Source organism: Streptomyces sp. NPDC002825 (genome assembly GCF_040295385.1).
Taxonomy (GTDB): Bacteria; Actinomycetota; Actinomycetes; order Streptomycetales; family Streptomycetaceae; genus Streptomyces.
The window spans coordinates 70,889-88,664 of sequence record NZ_JBEOVH010000034.1; the positions used below are offsets into that span (position 1 = coordinate 70,889).

Below are 17,776 nucleotides of genomic sequence, written 5' to 3' on the forward strand. Positions count from 1 at the left end.
GAAATGATCCGAAGGAAGGACCTTCCGGCCGATGCCCCGACGGGCGCCTACCGCGTGATCAGTGCCCGGGCGGCCCGGGCGACGTGGGTACGGGAGATACCGCACGCGTCCAGGAGTTCCTCGGTGGTGCCGGAACCGGGCAGCTCCGTGACCGCGAGATGGCCGAAGGCGAGATGGGGGAAGGCGGGTCGCCCTGCGTCCGCCGCGAGCGCCGACAGGACGGCCTCGCCGAGTCCGCCCTCGGGATGGTGGTCCTCGACGACGAGGACGGCGCCGGTCTCCAGGGCCGCACGCCTGAGGGTGCCCACGTCGACGGGCTTGACCGAGTACAGGTCGACGACCCGGGCCCGTACGCCCTCGCCGGCCAGCTCGGCGGCGGCCGCCAGGCACTCGTGCAGGGTGACACCGGCGCCGACGAGCGTGACCCGGTCGTCCGTGCTCTGGTGCAGGGTCTTCGAACCGCCGACGGGAAACGTCTCGTCACCGTCGTAGAGCACCGGGTACGCCCCGCGGGTGGCGCGCAGATAGGAGATCCCGTGGAGGTCCGCCATGGCCGCGGTCAGCGCGGCCGCGGACGTGGCGTCGGACGGATACAGCACGGTGGAGCCGAGGACCGCGCGCATCATCGCGAGATCCTCCAGACCCATCTGCGAAGGCCCGTCCGCCCCGATCTCGACCCCGCAGTGCGTCCCGCACAGGGCCATCGTGATCCGCGAGACGGAGGCCATGCGGATGAAGTCGTGCGCGCGGCTGAGGAAGGCGGCGAAGGTCGCGGCGTACGGGCGGAAGCCGCGCACGGCCATGCCGACCGCGTCCGCGATCATCTGCTGCTCCGCGATGTACGTCTGGAAGTACCGCTCCGGATGGGCCTTGCCGAACTCCTCCGCGTGCGTCGAGTTGCCGACCTCCGCGTCCAGGGCGACGACATCGGGCCGGGCACCGACGGCGGCCAGGGCGGCACCGAAGGCGACACGGGTGGCGACCTTCTCGCCGACCTCGTACCGGGGCAGTTCGACCGGACCCGCCTGCCCGCCGTCGGGCCGGGTGGCCTGCTCGTCGGGCGGTCGCGGGCCGCGCACCCGCAGACCGCGTACGCCGCCGAGCTCGGCGACGGCGCGCTCGGCCTGCTCCTCGGAGAGCGCCTTGCCGTGCCACCCCTCCTTGTCGGCCACCTCCGTCGCACCACGCCCCTTGACGGTCCTCGCGACGACGACCGTCGGCTCCCGTCCGTCGGTGGCCGTCGTGAGCGCCGCGTCGATCGCCTCGAGGTCGTGGCCGTCGACGACGATCGCCCGGCAGCCGAAGGCCTCGACGCGACGGGCGTACGCCTCCGTGTCCCACTCCAGCTCGGTGGGGCCCCGCTGGCCGAGGCGGTTCACATCCAGCAGGACCGTCAGGTTGGCGAGGCGGTGGTGCCCGGCCTTGTCGAGGGCCTCCCACACGGAACCCTCGGCCGTCTCGCTGTCACCGCACAGCACCCACACCCGCGCGGACCGCCGCTCCAGGTCCCGTACCGCGAGCGCGATCCCGACGGCGTAGCAGACGCCCTGGCCGAGGGAGCCGGTGGCCACGTCCACCCAGGGCAGCTCGGGGGTCGGATGCCCCTGGAGGCGGTGCCCGAAGCGGCGGTACGTCGTCATCAGCTCGTCGTCGTCGATCGCCCCGGCGGCCTTGAACATCGCGTACAGCAGGGGCGAGGCATGCCCCTTGGAGAAGACGAGGTGGTCTGCGGCCGGGTCGTCGGGCGCAGACCAGTCGTAGCGCAGATGGCGGGCCATCAGGACCGCCATCAGATCGGCCGCCGACAGACTGGAGGTGGGGTGCCCGGAGCCCGCGGCCGTGCTGGCCCGCACCGAGTCCACCCGTAGCTGCTGGGCGAGCTCGAAGACCTGGGAAAGGTCGCTGTCGGGGCCGAGCGTGGAGGTGGGGGTGGTGGGTGCTGCGGTCATGACCGAGTCCTTTCTGACCGGCTCCGTTCGTACCCGCGCCCGGGCCGTCCCCGGGCCTCAGGCGGCCCGCAGGTCCTCCGCCGCCTCGCCCGCGAGACCGGCGCGGACGAGGGCGGCCGCCAGACGGGCCAGGTCCTCCGGCGGGACGTGACGGGCGAGGCCCGCCGGCGTGTGCGGCAGGTCGAGTTCGGCGGCGGTCGCGAGCGTGCGCTCGTCGAAGTACGGGCGCAGCTCCGGCCAGACCGCCTGCGCCTCGCGGCAGAAGACGCCCGCGCCCACCGGGCCGATCCTCGGGACCTCCCGCAGCAGTGCGCCGAGCTTCTCCGGATCGCCGTCGGCCTCCTCCCGGAGCCGTCGCAGATCGCCGTGGTGGCGGTCGAGGACCAGCGCCGCGCCCTCGCCCAGGGCGGTGGCCGTGCTCTCGTCGTACCGGACGTAGTGTGCCCGGCCGAGCGCGTCCACCCGCGCCTGCCAGGTGGAGTCCGCCATGGCGCGGGGGGTCCGCAGCCCGGCGGCGAACAGTTCACGGGCGGCGGCGGTGGCCGTCGAGGCCCTGATCCGTATCGAGCAGAGGACCGTGAGGACCAGCAGCTGATACAGCGGGGCGGGCTTGTCCCGCAGGGTGATGCCGGCCTCTTCGGCATAGGTCCGTCCGTGCTCGCGCAGCAGCCGCGCGATCGCCCGGTCGGCGTCCATCGGCTCCTCCTTCGCCGGCCCGTCCCCTTCCAGCGTGAACCCTCTGCAGCCGGCCCGCCCACCGCCCGCGGGAACCCTCTTCCGTCGGCACGCCCCTTCTTCGGCTTCCGGCCTTCTTCGGGCTCCGGCCCTCGGCCCCCGCCTACCCGCACGATCCGGTACCCACGCGTACGGCACGCGGCGCCGGGTAGTCGGTCGGGGAGGAGAGGACGGGACCCCGGCTCCCTCCGGCTCCCCGGACCCGTCGGGAACGCGAGCGAGAAGGGGCACGATCATGGACTTCAGCGGCAGCGGCCCCCGAGTGGTCGTCGGCGTCGACGGCTCGCCCTCGTCGTACGCGGCGCTGCGGTGGGCGGCCCGGCAGGCACGGCAGACCGGAGCGACCCTGACCGTGGTGGGGGTGTTCGACGTGCCCGGGGCGACGGGATGGTCCGCGCCGCCCGTGGACGCCGCCTTCGACGAGGAGCAGGCCCGCAAGGCGCTGTCCGAGGAGCTCGGCGCGGTGCTCTCCCGGAGCGGCGACATACCGCCACTGGAGCAGCACGTGGTCCGGGGCAACCCCGCCAAGGTACTGATCGAGGCGTCCGCCGGCGCCGACCTGCTCGTCGTCGGAAGCCGCGGCCGGGGCGGCTTCGCGAGCCTGCTCCTCGGCTCGGTCAGCCAGCAGTGCGCCGTGCACGCGTCCTGCCCGGTCGTCATCGTCCGGGCCGAGGCCTCCGAGGAGGCCGCCGGGGCGACGGACACCGCCCCCTGACGGAAGCCCGTCCCGTACCCGGAGGATCCCATGAACGCGTCGATGTCCCTCGTGCACGTCCCCGGAGGTCCCCTCCTGCTCCCCGCCGACGAGGTGACCCTGCTCCTGCGACGGCTCGCCTCACGCTGGCTGGACGCCGCCGACGACCTCGAGTCGGGCCTCGAACCCGAGACCGTCGAGGCCCTCGTCGAATCGCTGACGGAGGTCGCGGACAGGATCGACGCCGAGTGCATCGCCCTGCTGCCGCCCAGCATCGGGGAGGACGGCGGGGACGACGCATCGGAAGAGAGTGACCCGCGATGAGCGAGCAGAAGAGCCCACGACGCCCGGACGAGCCGCTGCCCCGGGACCGCGAGGACGAGCAGGCCGCCGCGGGAGACCCGCTGTCCGTGCCCGTCCCCGAGGAGGCCGGCGAACCGGAGGCCCCCGACCCCGACGAGGCCGGCACGGGCCCCAGGGGGCGTCCCCGTGACGGCACGATCCACCCCGAGCACCCCGCGCCGGACGAACCGGCCGACTGAACGGACCGGTGACGACGATGGCACGGCCCGTGTGGAGAGGGAATCTCGCGTTCGGTCTGGTCAGTCTGCCGGTCGGGCTCTACACGGCCACCGACCGGCACACCATCCGCTTCCACCAGCTGCAGCGCGGCACCTCCGACCGGGTGCGCAACCGCCGGGTGAACGAGCGGACGGGCGAGGAGGTCGGCCTCGACGACATCGTGAAGGGCTTCGACGCCGGGGACGAGTACGTGCTCGTCGAACCCGGCGAGCTCGACGACATCGCGCCCGGCCGCTCGAAGACGCTGGAGATCAGCGGGTTCGTCGACCTCGACGAGGTCGACCCGATCTTCTTCGACAAGACGTACTACCTCGGTCCGGTCGACGAGGAGCACGGCAAGATCTACCACCTCCTCGAACAGACCCTCTCCCGGGCGAACCGGGCGGGCATCGCCACGTTCGTCATGCGGCAGCGCGAGTACCTGGTGGCCGTCAAGGCCGAGAACGGGCTGCTGACCTGCCACACCCTCCACTGGGCCGACGAGATCCGCGATCCCGGCGAGGAGATCGACAACCTCCCCGGCCGTCCGAAGACCTCCGAGAAGGAACGGAAGACGGCCGAGCAGCTCATCGAGGCCATGGCGATCGACTGGGACCCCGAGGAGTACCGGGACACCTACCAGGAGAAGGTCGCCGCGCTGATCGAGGCGAAGCAGGCCGGCGAGACGGTGGAGAAGGCCGAACCCGCCGCCGAGGCCACCAACGTCATCGACCTCATGGAGGCCCTGCGCGCGAGTGTGAAGCGTGCGCGCGGCGGGTCCGGGAGCGAGTCCGAGCCGGAGCGGGAGCCTGCCGGCGAGCTCGGCGACCTCACGAAGTCGGAGCTGTACGAGAGGGCCGCGGACGCCGGGATACGGGGCCGGTCCAGCATGACCCGCGACGAGCTGATCGAGGCCCTCGCAGCCTGACGGGCCTGGTGGGCCTGGTGGGCCTGACAGGTCTGCCCGGCCCGGCGGTCCCGCGCGGCCGCACCGGCCCCGGGCGGCCCGGTCGTCGTGAGCGGGGGCCCGGTGGCCCGCCCTGCGAGTAAAATCCGGAGCGGATCCGAACGTGTGCTCCGTGCCCCGCTCAGAGGCGGATCGGAGGTCGTCTTGACAGGTTCTCCACGATCCACCGGGCCGCCGCACGACGCCCGGGCCGATCCCGGATACGCCCCGCTCGCCGCCGAGAACCGCTGGCTGCGCGAGCGGTTCGCCCGGCGCCATCTGCAGGACCTCGCCGCCGGAGCGCTCTCCGCCCAGCTTCGGCTGCCCCCCTCCGAAGCGGCCCAGTACCTCGACGCCCTCGCGCAGGCGACCGGCCTGTCGGTCGAGGACGTCGCCGCGGACATCGTGAACGCGGCCGCCGGGGACACGGTCCTCCCGCCGGATGGCTTGCCCGCGGACCCGCACCCGGGGAGCGACGGCTCCATCGCCGCGCGCCCCGCCGAGAGCCGCCGGGCGCGCCGCACCGCCGCGGCCGCGGAGACCGCCGACACGGTCCGGGACGCGGCCCGGACCCTGCTGGAGGAGGGCCTCGCCCCGCTCGGCGCGGACAGCCTGTGGCTGTGGCGACGCGCCGACCTCGACTGTCTGCGGCTCGCCGGATACGCGGGCGTGGGCGCGGCCGAGGCCGCGGCCTGGCAGTGGATCCCGCCCGCCGCCCCGGCGCCCTTCCGTGCCGTCCTGGACGAGGACACACCGGTCTGGCTCGAGACGGGCGCGCCCGGCGGAGAGCCGCTGCCGGGGCCCACGGCGCGCGCGGCCCGCGCCCTGCTCCCGCTGCGCCGGCGCGACCGGACGGTCGGCCTCGCGCTCGTCGGCTGGCCGGAGCCCACGGTCCTCGACGCGTCGGTACGACGCGCCCTCACCGGGCTCATGGAGGTGGCGGGCACGGTCCTGGACACCGTCGACCCGGCACCGGTCTCCGTCCCCGTCCTCGTGGACGTCCTCGACTCCCTCGCCCGGCCGGCGATGCTGCTCGACCTGAGGGACGCGAAGAGCACTCACGGCTCGCCCGGGGCGCCGGTCGTGCGGCACCTCAACGAGGAGGCGGCCGCCGCGCTCGGCGGCGCCTCCGTCGCGGCCGAGGCCTCCCTCACCCACGCCTTCCCCCTCGTCCACGCCGACCTGACCCGCATGGCGCGCCGCGCCCTCGGCACCGGGCGCACCCAGCGGGCCGCCCGGCTCCCGGCGGCGGCCGGACCGGGAGAACCCGCACCCCTCATCGACGTACGCGTCCTGCCGGCCGGCGGGGAGCACGTCCTGCTCATGTGGCACACCGTGAGCGACACCGGCCTCGCCGCGGCCCGGGCCGTCGCCCGGCTGCAGAGCGTGGCCCCCTTCCAGGACAGCCTGACCGGCGGCGACACGGTGTGGTCGCGGGAGGCGTACGCCATCTTCGGCGTGGACCCCGGCGAGGCGCCGGTCCCGCTCGCGGAGCTGCGCGAGCGCGTCCGCCCCGACGACCGGAAGGCCCTCGCTGAACTGCTGGCGAACCTGACCGAGCGGCAGACGGGCGGGCAGACCTTCCTGCGGGTCGCGCTCCCCGACGGGACGGTGCGCCACGTGCGCGTCGCGGCGGAGCCGCTCATCGCGGACGGGACCGTCACCGGCTTCGCCGGGGTGTACCAGGACGTGTCGGACAGCCGCAGGACCGAGGCCGCGCTGACCGCGACCTTCGACCACCTCACCGCCCTCCACGACCAGGCGGAGCTGCGCCACCAGATGGCGCTCCAGCTCCAGCAGGCGATCGTGCCCGAGGTGCCGGGGATCCAGGAGATGCCCGGGAACCTCGTCGTGGCCGCCCGGTACCGGCCGGCCGCGGAGGAGTACCGGGTCGGCGGCGACTGGTACGACGTGCTGGCCCTCCCGAGCGGCAAGATCCTCGTCGCCGTCGGCGACATCGCTGGGCACGGCATCGACTCCGTCACGGGGATGGTGGCCCTCCGCAACGCCCAGCGGGCGCTCGCCTTCACCGGCCACTCGCCGCGACGGCTCATGGAGTGGCTCAACGACGTGACCCTGCGCACCGGAGGCGGGACCACCGCCACCGCCGTCTGCGCGCTGTACGACCCCGAGGACGGCGGGATGCTCTGGTCGAGCGCCGGACACCTGCCGATGCTGTTGATCAGGGACGGCCGGGTCAAGCTCCTCGAACCGCCCCAGGACGTGCTGCTCGGCGCCGTGCCCTCGTACGTGTACCACGAGCAGCGGATCGGGCTGCGCCCCGGAGACACCCTGCTGCTGTACACCGACGGGCTGATCGAGCGCCGCCACGACGGCCTCGACGAGGGCGTTTCACGGCTCGCCGCCGAGGCGGAGCGGCTCGCGGGCCACGCGCCGGACACGCTCGTCGACGAGCTGCTGCGCAGGGCGGCCGGGGACACCGACGACGACACCAGCCTCGTCGCCGTACGGGTACGGGGCAGGCCGCCGGACGGCTGAGGCGCCGGCACCCGGCTCAGCCGGCCAGCCAGGCCCGGATCTTGGCGGTCAGCTCGTCCTCGTCGACGGGCTTGGCGACGTAGTCGTCGGCGCCGGCCGCCAGGGCGTCGGCCCGGTCGCCGGGCATCGCCTTCGCGGTGACCGCGATGACGGGAAGCCTGGTGCGGCCCGGCAGCTCCCTGATGGCCTGGATGGCCGTGTAGCCGTCCATCCCGGCCATCATGACGTCCATCAGGACGAGCCCGATCTCCTCGTGCGCGGCGAGCAGGTCGAGACCGGCCCGGCCGCCGTCGGCCGTGAGGACCCGCAGCCCGTGCCCTTCGAGCACTTCGGTGAGCGCGAAGACGTTGCGGGCGTCGTCGTCCACGACCAGCACGGTCCGGCCCGCCAAGCCGTCAGGGCCCGCGGCCGTGCCCGGCAGACCGGCGGGGGAGGGCCTGAGGTCCTGCGGGGTCACGCCGACGGGGCCCCCGCCGGGTTCCGGGGCCTCCGCGGACCGCGCCACGGGGAGGTACAAGGTGAAGGTGCTGCCGTCGCCGAGCACGCTCTTCGCCTGGATCGTCCCGCCGAGGAGCCCGGCCACCTCCCGACTGATGGACAGACCGAGGCCGGTGCCTCCGTACCGCCGGGCGACCGTGCCGTCGCCCTGCTGGAAGGCCTCGAAGACGTGGAGCAGCTGCTCGTCGGGGATCCCGATGCCGGTGTCGGCGACCCGGAAGGCGAGGACCCGCCCCCCGGGGCCCAGGCCCTGCGGGGTCTCCTGGGGGGTCGCGTACTCGACGGTGAGCGTCACCCGGCCCTCCTCGGTGAACTTCAGCGCGTTGGAGAGCAGGTTGCGCAGGATCTGGCGGATGCGCGCCTGGTCGCCGCTGAGTTCCGCGGGCACGTCGTCGGCGAGGGTGACACCGAAGTCGAGGTTACGTTCGTCGGCGACCGGACCGAACGTGGACTCCAGATCGTCCATGAGCCGGCGCAGCGGGAACACCTCCTGCCGGACCTCCATCTTGCCGGACTCGACCTTCGACAGGTCGAGGATGTCGTTGATCAGCTGGAGGAGGTCGGAGCCCGCGGAGTGGATGACCTCCGCGTAGTCGATCTGCTTCTGCGTCAGGTTGCCCTCGGCGTTCTGGGTGAGCAACCGGGCCAGGATCAGCAGGCTGTTGAGCGGGGTGCGCAGCTCGTGGCTCATGTTGGCGAGGAACTCGGACTTGTACATGGAGGTGCGGGACAGCTGCTGGGCCCGTTCCTCCAGCTCCTGGCGGGCCTGCTCGATGACGAGGTTCTTGGACTCGATGTCCTTGTTGCGCTGGGCCAGGAGCGCCGCCTTCTCCTGCAACTCGGCATTGGACCTCTGGAGGTCCTGCTGGCCGGTCTGCAACTCCTTCGACCGGGAGCGGAGTTCGTCGGCGAGCTTCCGGTACTGCCCGAGGAGCTCGTCCGTGCGGAGGTTGGCGACCAGGGAGCCGAGGACGGCGCCCACGCTGACGACGAACCGGTCGAGGAACTCCCGCCGGAGCGGGGTGAAGGGGTGCAGGGAGGCGAACTCGACGGCGCCGAGGACCTGTTCCTCCACCACGATCGGCAGGACGATCAGCATGCTCGGCTCGCCGGACCCCACCCCGGAGGCGACGGTGGCGTAGCCGTCGGGGACGTGCTCGACGAGGAGGGCGCGCCGGTCCCGGGCGGACTGTCCGACCAGGGACTGGCCGAGGCGGAACCGGCGGGGTGCGGCGTCCGGGTCGTCGGGGGAGCCGTACGAGGCGGTCATGACGAGCTCGACGCCCTTCTCGCCCTCCTCGGCGAGGAAGAAGGCGCCGTACTGGGCGGCGACCAGCGGCGGCACCTCCGCCATGATCAGTTCGGCGATCTCGGGAAGGCTCCGGGTGCCCTGCAGGAGGCCGGTGATCCGGGCGAGGTTGGTCTGGAGCCAGTCCTGTTCCTCGTTCGCCCGGGTCGTGGCGCGCAGCGACTCGACCATCGAGTTGATGTTGTCGCGCAGGTCCCTGACCTCGCCGGGCGCGTCGACCGTGATCGAGCGGGTCAGATCGCCCTCGGCGACGGCGCTGGTGACCTCGGCGATGGCGCGGACCTGGCGGGTCAGGTTCCCGGCGAGCTCGTTGACGTTCTCGGTGAGCCGCTTCCAGGTGCCGGAGACGCCCTCGACCTCGGCCTGGCCGCCGAGCTTGCCCTCCCTGCCGACCTCGCGGGCGACGCGGGTGACCTCGGCGGCGAAGGAGGACAGCTGGTCGACCATCGTGTTGATGGTGGTCTTCAGTTCGAGGATCTCGCCCCGCGCCGAGACGTCGATCCGGCTGGTCAGATCACCCTGGGCGACGGCGGTGGTGACCTGGGCGATGTTCCGCACCTGGTTGGTGAGGTTGTCGGCCATCGAGTTGACGTTGTCCGTGAGATCCTTCCAGGTGCCGGAGACGCCGTGGACGGTGGCCTGACCGCCGAGCTTGCCCTCGGTACCGACCTCGCGGGCCACCCGCGTGACCTCCTCGGCGAAGGAGGACAGCCGGTCGACCATCGTGTTGATGGTCTCCTTCAGTTCCAGGATCTCGCCGCGCGCGTCCACCCGGATCTTCCGCGTGAGGTCGCCGCCGGCGACGGCCGTGGCGACCTGCGCGATGGACCGCACCTGGGAGGTGAGGTTGTCGGCCATCGTGTTGACGTTGGACGTCAGCTCCCGCCACACCCCGCGCGCGCGTGGCTCGCGGATCCGGCCGCCGAGGAGGCCCTGGCCGCCGACCTCGCCGGCGACGCGGGTGACCTCGGACGTGACGAGCGAGAGCTGCCCGACCATGTCGTTGTAGACGCCGGCGATCTCGCCGAAGATGCCGCCGCCGGTGTCGGGGAGCCGCACGGAGAGGTCACCGTCGCGCACGGCGGTGAGACCGGCGAGGAGCCGCCGAAGGCCGTCCTCCCCGAGCTCCGCGGGCGGCGCCGCCGCGTCGGAGTGGGGGTTGAGCTCTGCCATGGGGACCTCGCACAGGGTGGGTGCACGGGGCCGCGCCCCGCACCACCACTCCACTCTAGGTCGCTCCGGCGCCGACGGCCCGGCCCGGCACCTCCACCTCGAACCAGACGGCTTTGCCGCTGCCCCGGGGGACGGTGCCCCAGGCGGCCGCGAGCCGGACGAGCAGGTACAGGCCGTGCCCGGAGGGACGGCTCGCGTGGTGCCGGCCGTGGGGGCGGGGCCGTACCGAGCTCGTGTCGCTGACCTCCACCCACAGCCGCCCCTCGGAGCGGTCGAGCCGCAGTTCGTACGGGACGCCACCGTGCATGAGCGCGTTCGTGACGACCTCGGAGACCAGCAGCAGCGCGTCCTCGACGGCCAGCTGCCCGGAATCGCCCGCGGGCCCGAACCAGTCGCTCAGGGCCCGGCGCGTCAGCTCACGGCACTCCCGCACCACCCCGTCACCGACCGTCAGCTCGTACCGGCGTGTACGAGCCGTCGGCGGCCGCATGCGCGGACTGGTCATATGGCGCGCCTTCCCGTTCCCGGGCGGAATATCCTCCCGGGCCGGTCTTCCGGAAACGTCTATGCCCGGCGTGCCTCCGGGGCGGCGAGCGCGGCGTCGACGTCCTCGTACACCGGGAAGACCTTCAGCGCCCCGGTGATCTCGAAGATGCGGTCCACCGGCGACCGCAGCCCGGCGAGGTCCACGTGTCCCCCCGCGGCGATCAGCCGCAGCCGCGTCCGCAGCAGGAGATTCAGACCGGTCGAGTCGCAGAACCGCAGTCCGGAGCAGTCCACGACGACACGGTCGGCCCCGGAGTGCGATTCCAGCGCGTCCCGTAGGGGTTCCGCCGTGTCGTGGTCGAGCTCGCCGTCGAGCGCCAGGACGACCGTGCCGGGGCTCCGCCCGGGCCGGACGTCCACGCTGAGACGGTCGACCCGCGAAGCCCGCGGGGTTCCCGTCCGGCTCGCAGCCTCCATGGGGCTCACCGCCTCCTCGCCTCTCGCACCGGGAACCTCCGCGGCTCCGAAAGCCCCTCATCAGTCTTCTGCCCGCTTTCGCCCGTTTCTGACATGCTGATCGGTGGAAGCCGCGCGTCTACGGTTCCACGGGCGGGGTAGCCGCCCGGCGGAAGGAGGGCGTCATGGCGCTGTTCGAACTGCTGGAAGTGACCCTCGCCCCCGACGATCGGGGCTCCCGCATGCCCTCCCCGGACCTGCGGGAGATCGAGGACCTGGAACTGCCGGAGGGTGCGACGGTCAGCCTCGCTCTCACCTTCCGCCTGGCGGAGGAGGTCGACGGCCTGGTCTTCGAGGAGACCCGACGGTACGCGGGGGACGTGATCGGCACGCAGCGGACCACGCTCGGCGGCTTCCGTGCGGGCGGACCGTACGAGATCCGGCTGCCGCCCGAGCGGCTGCCCGTCGGCCGGGCGAACTGCGGGACGTACGAGGTGGAGGGCCGGTTCCTGGACGCGGAGGGACGTGTCCTGGGCCGGGAGGACCACCGTTTCCGCCTCGTCCACCAGCCGGCTCCGGAGCCCACCGCCGGGTGACGTCAGGGGGCCCTGTCCTGGAGGAGGCCGTCCTTGAGGTCGCCGAGGATGCGGGTCAGCAGCCGTGAGACGTGCATCTGGGAGAGGCCGATCCGGTCGCCTATCTCCGCCTGGGTGAGTTCCTCGCCGAAGCGGAGCTCCAGGATGCGGCGGTCGCGGTCGTCGAGCCGGGCGAGCAGGGGCCGCAGTGCCGTGAGCGACTCGATCAGTTCGTAGGAGGGTTCCGAGTCGGCCAGGTCACGCGGGCTCGCACCGGGGGCGGAGTCCTCGTCGCCGGCGGGGACGTCCAGGGACCGGGCCGCGTAGCCGTGGGCCGCGAGCTGGCCCTCGGCGACCTCCTCCTCCGTGAGGTGCAGCTCCGCGGCGAGCTCCGCCCGGCTGGGACGGCGGCCGAGGTTCTGCTCCAGGGCGTCGGCGGCCTTCGCGAGGTCGATCCGGAGCTCCTGGAGCCGGCGCGGGACGCGCACGGCCCAGCTGGTGTCCCGGAAGAACCGCTTCATCTCGCCGACGATCGTCGGGAGGGCGAACGCGGAGAAGTCGACGGCGCGGTCGGGGTCGAAGCGGTTGATCGCCTTGATCAGGCCGATCGTGCCGACCTGGACGATGTCCTCGACGGGCTCGGCGCGGTTACGGAACCGCCGGGCCGCGAACTTGACCAGGCTGAGGTTCAGCTCCACCAGGGTGTTGCGGACGTACGCGTACTCCGGCGTCCCCTCGTCCAGCGCTCGCAGTCGTCCGAACAGCGCCACGGACAGGGTCCGGGCGTCGTCCGTGGAGACGGCCGTCGGCCGGGCCGGCTCGGGGAGCCCGTCCAGCGCCCGGCGGCGCGTCGCGGCGCCGGTGGAGGCCGTGCTCACCCCGGCCCCGTGGCGGGGGGTGGTGGTCGTGGTGGGGAAGCGGTCGGAGCGGTCTCCGGCGGTGGACATGGGGGCTCCTTCGACGGGGGCGAGGGGCCTGCGTCGCGGCCCGCGAGGGCGGTGGCGGGGGTCCGTCGGTCGAGCGTCCTGAGGTAAGGATGCCCGTCTTCGGGTGGTTTGACACAGTTCCTCGGGGAAACCGCAGAATGACGGCGCGCTCGCGCCGGGCCGCGGGGATCGGGAGGAGGTGTCCGCGATGGACGAGGCCAACCTCTCGGCACATGAGCGGCGCGTTCTGGCGGAGATCGAGGAAGAACTGGACCGGGACGAGTCGCTCGCGCGCCGGCTGCGCACGATGCGGCGCGTTCCTCGCCCGCACCTGCCCTCGGCCGCCGGACTCGGCCGCCACCTTCCCTCCCTCGGGGTCGCCGCTCTGGGCGCCACGACGCTGGCTCTGCTCGTTCTCGCCGTCGCCACCGAGGCGCCGGCGCTCATATGGGCGTTCGCCGGCGTGTGGGTGCTGACCCTCCTGACCACGCTGATCCTGGTCGTCCGCTGGACACGGCGCCGGACGGCGGAAGCACGGAAGAAGGAGTGAGCCACCGGGCTCCGGCCCGGAGACGACGTGCTCCGGTCCTCCCCGGGCGCCGCACACGACACACCGCCGCACACGACACACCACCGCACGCGACAACCCCACCGCACACGACGCCGCCCCGGACAGCTTCCGGGGCGGCGGCTCGTGACGTCCGGGTCAGGTGGCCCTCACCAGCGGTACCAGCGGCTGTTGCCGCTCCTCATCAGGAAGCCGAGCAGCCACAGCACCAGGACGGCGATGGCGATGTACCAGAGGACCTCGACGGCGAATCCCGCGCCGAACAGGATCAGAATCACGAGGAGTACGAGAAGAAGGGGAACCATGGCGGCACCTCCGCTGCCTGCGCGGCCCGGCCGGTCGGTGCCGGCACGGGGACTGGACATCAGCGCGGTTGCCCCCTTCTCCCGAGAACATGCGCGCCCCTTGGCCGGACACCGAGGCGGGACGGGACGCGAGGTTTGAGGCATCCCGTGCGGGGTGAGGCGCACCAGTGACGGGGGGCCACGACACCGGAGAGGAGACACATCGTGTCGCCCGACGGAAAGCTCGACGGACAGCATGTCCTCGTCCTCACCACGAACTACGGGACGGAGCAGGACGAGCTGCGCAAGCCGATGGCCGTGCTGCGGGAGAACGGAGCCCGGGTCACGGTCGCCGCACAGAAGGACGAGGTCGTACGGACGCTCGTCTCCGACCGCCGGCCCGGCGCCGAGGTCCAGCCGGACACGACCCTCGCCGAGGCCGAGGAGGACGCGTACGACGCGGTGATCGTGCCGGGCGGCACCCTGAACGCCGACAGCCTGCGGACCGACGCCGACGCGCGCCGCCTCGTCTCGGCCTTCGCCGAGGCCGGCAAACCGGTGGCCGCCATCTGCCACGGACCATGGCTCCTGGTCGACAGCGGGCTCGCCAAGGGCCGCGAACTGACCTCGTACCCCTCGCTCCGGCCCGACCTGGAGAACGCCGGAGGCACCTGGCACGACCGCGAGGTCGTCGTGGACACCTCAGGACCCCACCCGCTGATCACCTCCCGCACACCGCGTGACATCGACGCCTTCGCGGCGGCCATAGTCCGCGCCCTCGACGGAAGCTGAGCGGCGGTCAGCGGACCGCGCCCCCACCACCGCCCCCTCGTCCCGCCAGTTGGTCGGGATTCGGTGAAACCTTCCAGCTCCTCGTACCGTCCTCTCACCAGGGAGAGGGTCGGAACCGACGGGGAGTGGGGAATCCATGGGGCAGGGCAAGTACACCGCGCACATAGCCGTGGTGGCTTCGGCAGTGGGACTGAGCCTGGCGGTGTGGGGTGCCGCGGCGCTGATGGACAACGAGGCCGCCGCCAGGAACGGGAGCGCGCCGAGCGCGCAGTCGCCGGACGGGAAGGCGAAGGAGCCGGCGAAGGTGCGGCCGCAGAAGGTGCCCGAGAGCATCGCGCACGCCGCCGAGGCCGGGGGCTCGGCCGTGAACATCACCATCGACGACGGCCCCGACCCGCGCTGGACGCCCCAGATGCTCGACATCCTCAAGCAGAACGACGTCAAGGCCGTGTTCTGCATGGTCGGCCCGATGGCCAAGCAGCACCCCGACATCGTCAAGCGGGTCGTGGCGGAGGGCCACAAGCTCTGCGACCACACCGTGTCCCACGACACGACGATGGACAAGAAGTCCGTCGCGTACCAGAAGAAGGAGATCTTCGACGCGAAGAAGATGATCGAGGAAGCCTCCGGGGGAGCGACGGTCGAGTACTACCGGGCGCCCGGCGGCGCGTTCACCCCGGACAGCCGGCGGATGGCCGCCGCCGCGGGGATGCGGCCGCTCGGCTGGAACGTGGACACGAAGGACTTCGAGCAGCCGGGCACGGCCTCGATCGTGAACACCGTCAAGAACGAGCTCTCCAACGGGCCCACGATCCTCTTCCACGACGGCGGCGGCGACCGCGCCCAGACCGTCGCGGCCCTGCGGCAGGTGCTGCCGTGGCTCAAGGAGAACGGACACGCCTTCAGCTTCCCGGTCCGTACCACGCCCTGAGTCCGTCCACCGCACGGCCCGATATCCGTGTGCACCGGGCCGTGCGGGGATGACAGCATGCCGGAATGCTCCACGCTCTCGAACGTCTGATCGTCCGGCACACCCTTCGTCTTCCCGTCCCCGCGGCAACCGCCGGGGCCGGGGCCGGAGCCGGCGACGTCGCGGCGCGGCGGTTCGACGCCGCCCTGATGTCGGTCGGGTTCAAGCTGTCGGCCGGAGCGCTCGAAGCGCTGTCCCCGCTGCCGGAGGAGACGGTCCTCGCCGTCGCCGGCCGCACCCTCGACACCGTGCGCGAGATCGTCGGCGACCACGTCCGCCACAACGTGTACTTCGTCGACTTCCCGGACAACGTGCCCGACACCTTCGACTTCTGGACGCGCTGCGTCTCCGAGGCACTCGACGACGACACCGTGCGCCCCGGGGTCCTGCAGCGGCTGCGCGCCGGCGTGCTCGACCTCCTCACCCTCCCGTCGTACGGCGTCTACCGCCACACGTACGAGGAGATGCTCGCCGCGCACGACGAACTGATCGCCGCGGCGGGCGACCGCATGACGGTCCTGCACCGCGGCGGCACCCTCGACGAGGAGGCCACCGCCCTCTATCTGTCCCTGGCCGGAAGCACCACGCCGCTCGGCGACGAGCACCTGAACGACCTCGCGCTCCTCGCCGCGCACCGGGTCGGCGGGCCCCAACCCGAGGCGATCCCGATCCGGGAGCACCGCGCCGTCGTCAACCGGGCCCGTCTCGACGCGGGCGCGCCCCTCCTCGTGGACACCGTCACCGACGTCCTGCGCCTGGCCTGCGCCCTCTCCGACGGAGACGTCGCCCTGCGCGAGCCCACCCGGTTCCGCGCGCCGTCCCGCCCCGTCCGCCGCGCCCTGCTCGGCGCCCTCGACGCCGTCGTCGCCGAATCCCCCGGGAAGCTCGCCGACGTCGCCGCGCACCGCGAGGCGTGGAAGCGCCTCGGCGAGCGGCTGCACCCGCACGCGTACCCGAGGTGGCCGGGTGCCGCCGAGGTCTTCGCCGTGGCCCGGGGCGAGAAGAAGGTGCCCTCCTTCGACAGCCGCGTCGAGGAACTCCTCGGCCGCGGCGACGTCACCGGCGCCGCCGGACTCCTCACGTCCGCCCCGGGCAGGCTGCTGCGCGCCCTGGACCGGCTGCTGCGCGCGGCGGACGGACCGGAGGAGCGCGACGCCGTCCTCGCCGCGTTCGAGAGCTCTGTCCCCCGGGTCTCCGGCCGGGTCCTCCTCTCCCTCCGCGAGCACGTCCAGAACCGCAGGAGGGCGGCGGGGGAGCGGCGGGTCTTCGTCAACCGGGTCGGCGCCGCCTGGGTCACCCCGGACACCCGCCCGCCCCTGCCGCCCCAGGTGCGCGAGCGGCTGTGCGCCGTCCTCGACGCCGAGACCCGGCGCAGGCTCCCCGCCCCGGGACACCTGCTCGTCGACCCGGCCGTCCTCGACGTGGCGCTCCCGCTCAGCGGCCGGGCGACCGCGGCCGGAATCGGTGTCCTGCCGCGCGGCTCCGTCTCGCCGGTCGAGGGCCGGCTGCTGCGCTTCTTCACGTACTGGAAGCAGACCGCGGAGTGCACGGACTACGACCTGTCGGCGCTGGTCCTCGACGAGGACTACGAGACCGTCACCTGGCTGTCGTACACGGCCCTCACCGACGTCGCGGGCCGGCACTCCGGCGACATCACCGACGCGCCCGAGGGCGCCTCGGAGTTCATCGACCTCCGGCTCGACTCGGTCCGCGGCAGCTACATCGTCCCGCAGGTGAACATCTACGACGGCGAGGGCTTCGAGGAGGTCGAGGAGTCGTTCTTCGGCTTCATGCTGCGCGAGAGCGAGCAGAAGGGCCGCCCGTTCGAGCCGCGCACGGTCCGGACGAAGTCCGAACTGCGCGGTCCCGGCCGGGTCGCGCTGCCGCTCGCCTTCGAGCGGGGCGAGGACGGCGGCTGGCGCGCGCGGTGGCTGCACGTGTACCTGCGGGGCAACCCGTCGGCGAACCGGGTCGAGGAGAACCGGGTGTCGGTCGCGGTCCTGCTGCGGGGTCTGCTCGCCCGCACCCCGCTGACGGTCCGCCACCTCGTCGGTCTGATGGGCGCCGACGCCACCACCACGACCTGGTGGGACGGCTCGACGCTGCCCGAGGGGCCGGTCACGTACATCGGTCTGGAGCGGCCCGCCGGACTGCCGCCGGGCTCCCGGGTCCTCACTCCCGAAAACCTGCGCGACCTGATCCCGGCCTGACTGCTACGGTGATCCCGGGCGAGGCCATGAAGGGGCTTCCTTCTCGAAACCCATCGACATAGCCTCTTCGCTTTCCTCGCCCCTCTGCTTCGAAGGCGGGACCCCCCGTTCGGACGGTGAGAACCGTCGAGAGCGGGGGCGGGCC

17 protein-coding genes are annotated in these 17,776 nt (G+C 73.0%); 10 read left to right on the forward strand and 7 right to left on the reverse strand.

The window, feature by feature from the left end; translation table 11 throughout:
• Window positions 1–47: 47 nt before the first annotated feature.
• Window positions 48–1,949 (reverse strand): transketolase, encoded by a 1,902-nt coding sequence (locus ABT041_RS32510; RefSeq protein WP_351191247.1) that lies wholly within the window; start codon window positions 1,947–1,949, stop codon window positions 48–50.
• 57 nt (window positions 1,950–2,006) lie between these two features.
• Window positions 2,007–2,645: an endonuclease gene (locus ABT041_RS32515; RefSeq protein ID WP_351191249.1), complete on the reverse strand. Its 639-nt coding sequence runs from the start codon at window positions 2,643–2,645 to the stop codon at window positions 2,007–2,009.
• Between the two features lie 274 nt (window positions 2,646–2,919).
• On the opposite strand from ABT041_RS32515, the gene ABT041_RS32520 reads away from it, so the two are divergent.
• The 5 genes from ABT041_RS32520 to ABT041_RS32540 all read left to right on the forward strand — a co-directional run bounded on the left by ABT041_RS32520 (window position 2,920) and on the right by ABT041_RS32540 (window position 7,384).
• Window positions 2,920–3,399 carry a universal stress protein gene (locus ABT041_RS32520; protein WP_351191251.1) on the forward strand — a complete coding sequence of 160 codons (480 nt, stop codon included), beginning with the start codon at window positions 2,920–2,922 and terminating at the stop codon, window positions 3,397–3,399.
• Window positions 3,400–3,429: 30 nt separating this feature from the next.
• Window positions 3,430–3,702 (forward strand): DUF6213 family protein, encoded by a 273-nt coding sequence (locus tag ABT041_RS32525; protein ID WP_351191253.1) that lies wholly within the window; start codon window positions 3,430–3,432, stop codon window positions 3,700–3,702.
• A complete protein-coding gene (locus tag ABT041_RS32530; RefSeq protein ID WP_351191255.1) occupies window positions 3,699–3,920 on the forward strand; it encodes a hypothetical protein in 222 nt (73 codons plus the stop codon). The genes ABT041_RS32525 and ABT041_RS32530 overlap by 4 nt, the downstream gene beginning before the upstream one ends.
• Before the next feature lie 17 nt (window positions 3,921–3,937).
• Window positions 3,938–4,867: a non-homologous end joining protein Ku gene (gene ku / locus ABT041_RS32535; RefSeq protein WP_351191257.1), complete on the forward strand. Its 930-nt coding sequence runs from the start codon at window positions 3,938–3,940 to the stop codon at window positions 4,865–4,867.
• A gap of 183 nt (window positions 4,868–5,050) precedes the next feature.
• Complete coding sequence (locus tag ABT041_RS32540) at window positions 5,051–7,384, forward strand: SpoIIE family protein phosphatase (RefSeq protein WP_351191259.1); 2,334 nt, start codon at window positions 5,051–5,053, stop codon at window positions 7,382–7,384.
• A 16-nt stretch (window positions 7,385–7,400) separates the two neighbouring features.
• Here ABT041_RS32540 and ABT041_RS32545 read toward each other — a convergent pair whose 3' ends face one another.
• Genes ABT041_RS32545 through ABT041_RS32555 form a run of 3 tightly spaced genes read right to left on the reverse strand, consistent with a single transcriptional unit; the run spans window position 7,401 to window position 11,270 of the window.
• On the reverse strand, window positions 7,401–10,364 hold the full coding sequence (locus ABT041_RS32545; RefSeq protein WP_351191261.1) for a HAMP domain-containing protein: 2,964 nt from the start codon (window positions 10,362–10,364) through the stop codon (window positions 7,401–7,403).
• 55 nt (window positions 10,365–10,419) lie between these two features.
• On the reverse strand, window positions 10,420–10,869 hold the full coding sequence (locus tag ABT041_RS32550; RefSeq protein ID WP_351191263.1) for an ATP-binding protein: 450 nt from the start codon (window positions 10,867–10,869) through the stop codon (window positions 10,420–10,422).
• A gap of 59 nt (window positions 10,870–10,928) precedes the next feature.
• Window positions 10,929–11,270, reverse strand: coding sequence for an STAS domain-containing protein (locus tag ABT041_RS32555; RefSeq protein ID WP_351191265.1), 342 nt, complete (start codon window positions 11,268–11,270; stop codon window positions 10,929–10,931).
• Window positions 11,271–11,491: 221 nt separating this feature from the next.
• On the opposite strand from ABT041_RS32555, the gene ABT041_RS32560 reads away from it, so the two are divergent.
• Window positions 11,492–11,902, forward strand: a complete 411-nt coding sequence (locus tag ABT041_RS32560) for a rho GDP-dissociation inhibitor (RefSeq protein WP_351191267.1) — start codon at window positions 11,492–11,494, stop codon at window positions 11,900–11,902.
• 2 nt (window positions 11,903–11,904) lie between these two features.
• Here the strand turns inward: ABT041_RS32560 and ABT041_RS32565 are convergent, their stop codons facing one another.
• A complete protein-coding gene (locus ABT041_RS32565) occupies window positions 11,905–12,828 on the reverse strand; it encodes a SigB/SigF/SigG family RNA polymerase sigma factor (protein WP_351191269.1) in 924 nt (307 codons plus the stop codon).
• Window positions 12,829–13,015: 187 nt separating this feature from the next.
• Here ABT041_RS32565 and ABT041_RS32570 point away from each other — a divergent pair, with 187 nt between their 5' ends.
• The gene (locus ABT041_RS32570) at window positions 13,016–13,357 is read left to right on the forward strand and encodes a DUF3040 domain-containing protein (protein ID WP_351191271.1); all 342 of its coding nucleotides are present in this window, start codon (window positions 13,016–13,018) and stop codon (window positions 13,355–13,357) included.
• Window positions 13,358–13,524: 167 nt separating this feature from the next.
• Here the strand turns inward: ABT041_RS32570 and ABT041_RS32575 are convergent, their stop codons facing one another.
• Window positions 13,525–13,680 (reverse strand): hydrophobic protein, encoded by a 156-nt coding sequence (locus ABT041_RS32575; protein ID WP_351191273.1) that lies wholly within the window; start codon window positions 13,678–13,680, stop codon window positions 13,525–13,527.
• A 204-nt stretch (window positions 13,681–13,884) separates the two neighbouring features.
• Here ABT041_RS32575 and ABT041_RS32580 point away from each other — a divergent pair, with 204 nt between their 5' ends.
• From ABT041_RS32580 to ABT041_RS32590, 3 genes are all read left to right on the forward strand, one after another.
• Complete coding sequence (locus ABT041_RS32580; RefSeq protein WP_351191275.1) at window positions 13,885–14,451, forward strand: DJ-1/PfpI/YhbO family deglycase/protease; 567 nt, start codon at window positions 13,885–13,887, stop codon at window positions 14,449–14,451.
• A gap of 136 nt (window positions 14,452–14,587) precedes the next feature.
• Entirely contained in the window at window positions 14,588–15,382 is a 795-nt protein-coding gene (locus tag ABT041_RS32585; RefSeq protein WP_351191277.1) for a polysaccharide deacetylase family protein, read from the forward strand.
• Between the two features lie 65 nt (window positions 15,383–15,447).
• A complete protein-coding gene (locus ABT041_RS32590; RefSeq protein ID WP_351191279.1) occupies window positions 15,448–17,631 on the forward strand; it encodes a TerD family protein in 2,184 nt (727 codons plus the stop codon).
• Window positions 17,632–17,776 lie beyond the last annotated feature (145 nt).

Coding starts and splice junctions, on each gene's coding strand:
- ABT041_RS32560 (WP_351191267.1), top strand. CDS start 11,492: ATGGCGCTGTTCGAACTGCTGGAAGTGACCCTCGCCCCCGACGATCGG.
- ku (WP_351191257.1), top strand. CDS start 3,938: ATGGCACGGCCCGTGTGGAGAGGGAATCTCGCGTTCGGTCTGGTCAGT.
- ABT041_RS32585 (WP_351191277.1), top strand. CDS start 14,588: ATGGGGCAGGGCAAGTACACCGCGCACATAGCCGTGGTGGCTTCGGCA.
- ABT041_RS32565 (WP_351191269.1), bottom strand. CDS start 12,828: ATGTCCACCGCCGGAGACCGCTCCGACCGCTTCCCCACCACGACCACC.
- ABT041_RS32550 (WP_351191263.1), bottom strand. CDS start 10,869: ATGACCAGTCCGCGCATGCGGCCGCCGACGGCTCGTACACGCCGGTAC.
- ABT041_RS32515 (WP_351191249.1), bottom strand. CDS start 2,645: ATGGACGCCGACCGGGCGATCGCGCGGCTGCTGCGCGAGCACGGACGG.
- ABT041_RS32545 (WP_351191261.1), bottom strand. CDS start 10,364: ATGGCAGAGCTCAACCCCCACTCCGACGCGGCGGCGCCGCCCGCGGAG.
- ABT041_RS32510 (WP_351191247.1), bottom strand. CDS start 1,949: ATGACCGCAGCACCCACCACCCCCACCTCCACGCTCGGCCCCGACAGC.
- ABT041_RS32570 (WP_351191271.1), top strand. CDS start 13,016: ATGGACGAGGCCAACCTCTCGGCACATGAGCGGCGCGTTCTGGCGGAG.
- ABT041_RS32530 (WP_351191255.1), top strand. CDS start 3,699: ATGAGCGAGCAGAAGAGCCCACGACGCCCGGACGAGCCGCTGCCCCGG.
- ABT041_RS32575 (WP_351191273.1), bottom strand. CDS start 13,680: ATGGTTCCCCTTCTTCTCGTACTCCTCGTGATTCTGATCCTGTTCGGC.
- ABT041_RS32520 (WP_351191251.1), top strand. CDS start 2,920: ATGGACTTCAGCGGCAGCGGCCCCCGAGTGGTCGTCGGCGTCGACGGC.
- ABT041_RS32590 (WP_351191279.1), top strand. CDS start 15,448: ATGCTCCACGCTCTCGAACGTCTGATCGTCCGGCACACCCTTCGTCTT.
- ABT041_RS32525 (WP_351191253.1), top strand. CDS start 3,430: ATGAACGCGTCGATGTCCCTCGTGCACGTCCCCGGAGGTCCCCTCCTG.